Consider the following 5,096-nt stretch of genomic DNA (forward strand, 5'->3'; position numbering starts at 1 on the left):
GACCTATCAGTATCTGCCAGGGGCGGTTGCCGCTGGATACAATCAGCACGCCGGCGGCAATACCAATGGGGAAAAGCAAATCCCGCTCTATGCCCATGATCAGGTCTGAACGATGCAGTGACCTATGTATTGCTATCCTTCGCATTAGATTAATGCCCCGCTGCCGAATGTGAACAGCGTATCAATGATTGGTTCCGCCAGGGCCAGCACGGATATGATGCAGACAACAACAAGAAAACCTTTTGTCATCCCGTCCAAATCATCTTTTTTGAACCACATCACAAAAGCCGCCGCCAGGATCATCAGTATGGCAACGGATTTGGCCCACGGCCCGCGTAAGGTTTCCATCAAGGTTTCTGCCGGGGTTTCAAATTCCGAAATTGTTGATGCAAACGCAGTATCAACAAAGGTGATAACGCCAAAAAAAAGAAAGGTTGGTACAAGTAACGGTAAAAATCTTTTCATTTCTAAAACTCCTATTTAAATAACCAGGTGAATTGACAGGCCTATAATGATGCCGAAAAGCACGGCGATCACCATATTCAGCGGGTTTGTTTTGTTGTTCGCCTCCTTGAATTTTTCTGCAAGAATATCTTGCTGGTCAGAAAGTTTTCGTGAGTATTCTTCGGCCATAAGTTCACACACAGTTGCAACGATCCATACAGGATCATTGTCACTCACTGTCATTTTGTGCCTTTTGGCTATTTCCGCCTGGATTTTGTTTTTCATTCCTGCGGTTCCCGGGCCTCAATGATCAGGCCGGATTCATCCAGGATGTTCCAGATTTCATCCCTGGCGATTTTAAGCCGCTGTTTAGCCATGACGTTGAACTTGCCGGAATTGATTGCCTGGGCAAATGTCAGGCGGGACTTGAGCATCAGCTCCAGGTCATAGCCAAAGGTTTCTTTTTTATACGTGGGCAAAACAATGGTGGTGCCGCACTGATCCCGGTTGGCCTTTGCCAGTTTGTGGTCTTTAAAGTCAATTTGACCGAAGAACGGGTTTACCCATACTGTTATAGGGGTGTCCGGAAAACCTTCCATCAGGGAGGCAAGGCCCTGGATGGTATCACCTTCAGCCTGGCCGCCGGTGATCAGGGTATGGAGCGTCAGGTTGTGGCCGCTGGCTTGCAGGAATTCAGCAACATTGTTTTCTGATATGTACGCAGCTAGGGGAACAAATGTGCTGGCGCCGCTGTCAATGACAGCGAATGCCTCATCCGGCAGCTGGATCAATTTTTCTATCATCGTGTCAAATAACCGGCTGTTAATAAAATCCCCTTCCATGATTTCTATTTTGGTCGCTTTTAATGATGCATAAGCTGTCAGGGTTGCATTAACCGGATCAGCATCAAAACATCCGACCAACTGATCTCTATCAAGTAAATACTGACTTAACAGACTGGCTGTAAAACTTTTCCCAACCCCACCCTTACCTTGCAGGATCATATTTATAGCTGCCATTTTTTTATCCTTTTAATTGGTTATGGATGCAGCTTGCTTTGCAGCATCCGGCTTTATCGCCAAGGCACATGGCATACATGGTGCCCCAGGCTAACATTATGACTTTTTGAAAATCCTTTTTGGAAACTTTGGTGAAATCTTCAAACTGGTGAGTTTTTTTGAAATTATTAAACAAAGATTCATAATTTATTCTGTCATCATAATAGGCCATAAAATCAAACAGGCCCCTTAAAGGCTGTAATTCTTCCTCAGTACAAAGGTCTATAAAATCATTCTGCAGCATGTTCATGCCTGACCAGATATACTCCATGGCATTTTCATAACTTGACGTGGTGATGCCTTTCAGGTTTGCTATCTGCATGTATGCACATAGTTCAGCTTCCAATTTTTCGGTGTTGGTATTTTCGATCCATGCCCAGATAGAAATTAAACCTTTGAGGGCGAGCATCTTTTTTTCTGGAACAGCAGTCCGCTGAAACCGGGGGATCGCATCAGGGACCGGCTGCAGTTGGACAGTTCCCACCTGGATTTTTTTGGAATTGACAGCCTTTAACTGATCATATGCTTTTAATTGCGCGGCCCTGGCGGCCTGACTGCGTAGAATTTGCCCCATCATGCCGAGACCGGCCAAGGTGATCCCGTAACCATCCTCTCTTGGACCGTGATCTGCAATATGGCCCATAGGGATAAAATTTTCTGCCTTGAATGCAGCGGGGATATCGAGATAATGGATTTTTGTTGCCAGGGCATTGTGAGGCTGGTCAATTTCCCGGGCCAGTTTCCAACTTGAAATGCCGAACTCGCCGGTGGGCAATAAAACTGTCAGATCGCTTTCTATTGGTATTTGTAATGCGGCTTTTAAATATAATTTGTCCTTTTGAGCCCTTTCCATGGCGTTGAATGCCTCAATATACTTAACCTTCCAGGCCATCGCCTTCTTGCCGGTGACCCCATAACGAGCAAAACAAAACCGTCACGGGTGAGGTCGTAGGCGGGACGCATTTCACCTTTATTATCGATATATTCAACGGGCGCAAAATTGCGCTCGTTAAAATGATCTGTATTTTCAGGAAGTTCTGAGATAGTTTGACGAATTTTACGCAGGACATCCTTATGGTCTTTCTCGAAATGTTCCGCCACCATCATTGAGGAGACTGTAAGTTTTCCGTTTGTGGTTATAATATTGATTTTTTGTTTTTCTATTTCCATGTCCATCGTTAAACTCCCAAAAAAAATTAATGCTCTGTTTTAGGCTCCTCAAAACTGAGGAGTCTAAAATCAATAAATAATAAGAAATGCTTATTCTCCCTTCTTGATGAGGTTAAACGGTTTTTCATGTTCTTTTTCCGCCACAATAGAGTCAGTTGCATCTTCAATTGGGTACGGATCATTTGAATGGCTGAACTTTCCTTTTTGGGGGCTGGAGATTTGCCCTATGGTTTTTCGGGCTGTGGAAGTCTTCTTTTTTCGAGAGAACGGTGATTTCTGGTCGTAGTTATCAACGATTTTCACCCAGGCTTTGTATGACATTGTGATTTTTTTCTGGGACACAAAATAATCAAAAACTGTTTTCTTCGTGTATCCCTGTTCCAGCAGCTGCCTGGCTTCACCGTGGACTGCCAAATATTGGCTTTTACATGTCGGTTTTAAATTCATTTTAAAGCCTTATTAATATCGAGTTTGTGGTGTTTCCTGACGTTATACTGGCGGCAGATTTCTGTGAAATTGGCATAGCTGGTATTCCACTTGCCTTGTTTTTTAAGCATTCTATGAATGCGGGCCTTGGAGTATCCCTTGTTTAAAAGCACAATAATTTCATGCTTATTGGCCTGGAACTCAATTTCTCTGTCTCGGGCTATTTTAGGTCCCCGTTTCGGTGCGAGTCTGGGCGCTGGCGACTCGGCTAAAGATACATAAGTTTCTGTATAGTCTTTAAAAAACTTGGTAAAATGCGTGTACGACAAGGATATTTTACCGTCCTGACTAAGTTTTTGATGAATATGACTTATGGATAGGCCTTGAGAGAACAGCTGTGATATTTCTTCTATGTTTTCTTTAAATTCTTCATACCTAGTGGACTGAGGTTTAACAAACGGTTTCCAATAAGCGTCAAAAGCCCCTTTCAATTTTTTATACAGCCGTTGTATTGCCCTGCAGTCATCAAGCGCATTGTGCGTTTTGAGGTCAGACACATCAATACCCTGCTGCCGGCAGGCCACTTCTAATTTTTGCCACTTCCAGGTACCGTAATATTCGTTGAATTCAATCTGAGCTATATCCGCATATGCTGCCCTTAAATCCCTGCATGGCGGGATAACTTGCGGCCAGACACGATCAAACGCCTCTGCTGTCTGCCGCATTAACCTGAAGTCAAAATCACAGTTATAGGTCATGATCGACTCTGCATTTTTTATGATCTCAAGAATATGGTCATGGTAATCCGCCCAGGTCTTGATGTGTGCCAGGGCACCAAGGGTAATGCCGTGTACAGATGCAGCCTGTTCCTTTATAAAAACAGATGGTTTGAACCTTTGATTAAAAAGTGTTTGGGTTGTATCTGCATCAATAATTGCCAGTTCAATAACCTGATCCTGGCTTTCCGTGCCGGTGTTTTCTGTACTAAGTATTAATTTCATCTAACCATCGTCTTTCTTTCAAAAACTTTGATAGTCCCGGTATCCAGCGGCCATTATCCCGCTGCCAGTCCCGGGACATCTTGTTTTTTCCAATGATTTGTAAAAGTTTTGATGTTTTGGGTATTTCTCCGGCCTGAACAAGTTTTTTAAAATTCATCCAGGCCTGCCATTTCCCGGCTTTCCGGGGGTATTGATTTAAAAGAATTTCAAATTGTTTTTTAAGGGGTAAACTATTTAATTCAGCTTCCTGCTGCTGTTTTTCAGCCAGAATCCTTTCCTGCTCTTCTTTTTGCCGCTGACGGTGAATTTGATCCTGCAGCTTTTGTTCTTCATCTTTTTTCTTTTGGCGTTCTTCCGGAAAGACTTTAAAGACAAGGGTTTTAACGCCAAAAAAAGAAAAATTATCTCTGAGCGTTTGACCGTAATGTTTTTCGATTCTTTGTAATGCTACTTTGTTTGGCCCATACAGAATTACACTGCCGCTCTTGATTTCAGCCTCCAGGCAGGGAAGCATTTTAGCTGCTAAATTGAGTTGGTCTTTTTCGATAATACCCTCTCTGATTTTTGCCCAGGTTGCAGGCTCCTGGCGGTCTTGATTTGTGACTGATTCTGAGGGGGGTAGAGGGGGAGTATTTATATATAGGTTTCCAGAAAATTAAATTGATAACATTTGAAAAACGTTATATTCCTAATTTTATTTAAAAAAAATTAAGAAAAACACGAAATGTTCTGGAGGTCATCATGCTTGATTTTCGATTAACTTTGTCAAAGTTTGAGCACAAATCCCTTTTGAAAGCACTCTCTCAATCCCAAAAATTAGGACAACTGACGGTCGTCAATCGAATCCGGGCAATCTTGGCCATTGCGGAAGGTAAAAATGTTGATGATATTGCCGCGATTCTGCGAGTCAGCAAAGAAGGTATCCGGCAATGGCTAAAAAAGTATTTGGCCGAAGGATTAAAAGTGCTGTGCATTGTTCGTAAATCTTCTGGGGGAC

General features: G+C 43.0%; 10 protein-coding genes. 1 reads left to right on the forward strand and 9 read right to left on the reverse strand.

Annotation, left to right across the window (positions count from 1 at the left end):
* The 9 genes from Q366_RS22480 to Q366_RS18960 all read right to left on the reverse strand — a co-directional run.
* A partial coding sequence (locus tag Q366_RS22480; RefSeq protein ID WP_211251923.1) for a VirB3 family type IV secretion system protein occupies window positions 1-145 on the reverse strand: 145 nt, incomplete at its 3' end.
* Entirely contained in the window at window positions 145-465 is a 321-nt protein-coding gene (locus Q366_RS18930) for a TrbC/VirB2 family type IV secretion system protein (RefSeq protein WP_004073544.1), read from the reverse strand. The genes Q366_RS22480 and Q366_RS18930, both read right to left, overlap by 1 nt.
* A 15-nt stretch (window positions 466-480) precedes the next feature.
* Window positions 481-729, reverse strand: a complete 249-nt coding sequence (locus Q366_RS18935; protein WP_035242302.1) for a hypothetical protein — start codon at window positions 727-729, stop codon at window positions 481-483.
* Window positions 726-1,463, reverse strand: a complete 738-nt coding sequence (locus Q366_RS18940) for a nucleotide-binding protein (RefSeq protein WP_035242305.1) — start codon at window positions 1,461-1,463, stop codon at window positions 726-728. Before Q366_RS18940 ends, Q366_RS18935 begins: the two co-directional genes overlap by 4 nt.
* 4 nt (window positions 1,464-1,467) lie before the next feature.
* Entirely contained in the window at window positions 1,468-2,355 is an 888-nt protein-coding gene (locus Q366_RS18945; RefSeq protein WP_245620024.1) for a hypothetical protein, read from the reverse strand.
* Window positions 2,322-2,672, reverse strand: a complete 351-nt coding sequence (locus Q366_RS22080) for a Rha family transcriptional regulator (RefSeq protein WP_245620025.1) — start codon at window positions 2,670-2,672, stop codon at window positions 2,322-2,324. The genes Q366_RS18945 and Q366_RS22080 overlap by 34 nt, the downstream gene beginning before the upstream one ends.
* A 90-nt stretch (window positions 2,673-2,762) precedes the next feature.
* Window positions 2,763-3,119 carry a TraK family protein gene (locus Q366_RS22240; protein WP_035242308.1) on the reverse strand — a complete coding sequence of 119 codons (357 nt, stop codon included), beginning with the start codon at window positions 3,117-3,119 and terminating at the stop codon, window positions 2,763-2,765.
* Window positions 3,116-4,099: a 3'-5' exonuclease gene (locus Q366_RS18955; protein WP_035242310.1), complete on the reverse strand. Its 984-nt coding sequence runs from the start codon at window positions 4,097-4,099 to the stop codon at window positions 3,116-3,118. The genes Q366_RS22240 and Q366_RS18955 overlap by 4 nt, the downstream gene beginning before the upstream one ends.
* Window positions 4,083-4,613 carry a hypothetical protein gene (locus Q366_RS18960; protein WP_245620026.1) on the reverse strand — a complete coding sequence of 177 codons (531 nt, stop codon included), beginning with the start codon at window positions 4,611-4,613 and terminating at the stop codon, window positions 4,083-4,085. The genes Q366_RS18955 and Q366_RS18960 overlap by 17 nt, the downstream gene beginning before the upstream one ends.
* Window positions 4,614-4,840: 227 nt before the next feature.
* Between Q366_RS18960 and Q366_RS18965 the strand changes: the two genes are divergently transcribed.
* On the forward strand, window positions 4,841-5,096 hold a 256-nt coding region (locus tag Q366_RS18965; RefSeq protein WP_035242313.1), incomplete at its 3' end, for a helix-turn-helix domain-containing protein.

The sequence above is a fragment of the Desulfobacter vibrioformis DSM 8776 genome (assembly GCF_000745975.1).
In the GTDB taxonomy this organism is placed as follows: Bacteria; Desulfobacterota; Desulfobacteria; order Desulfobacterales; family Desulfobacteraceae; genus Desulfobacter; species Desulfobacter vibrioformis.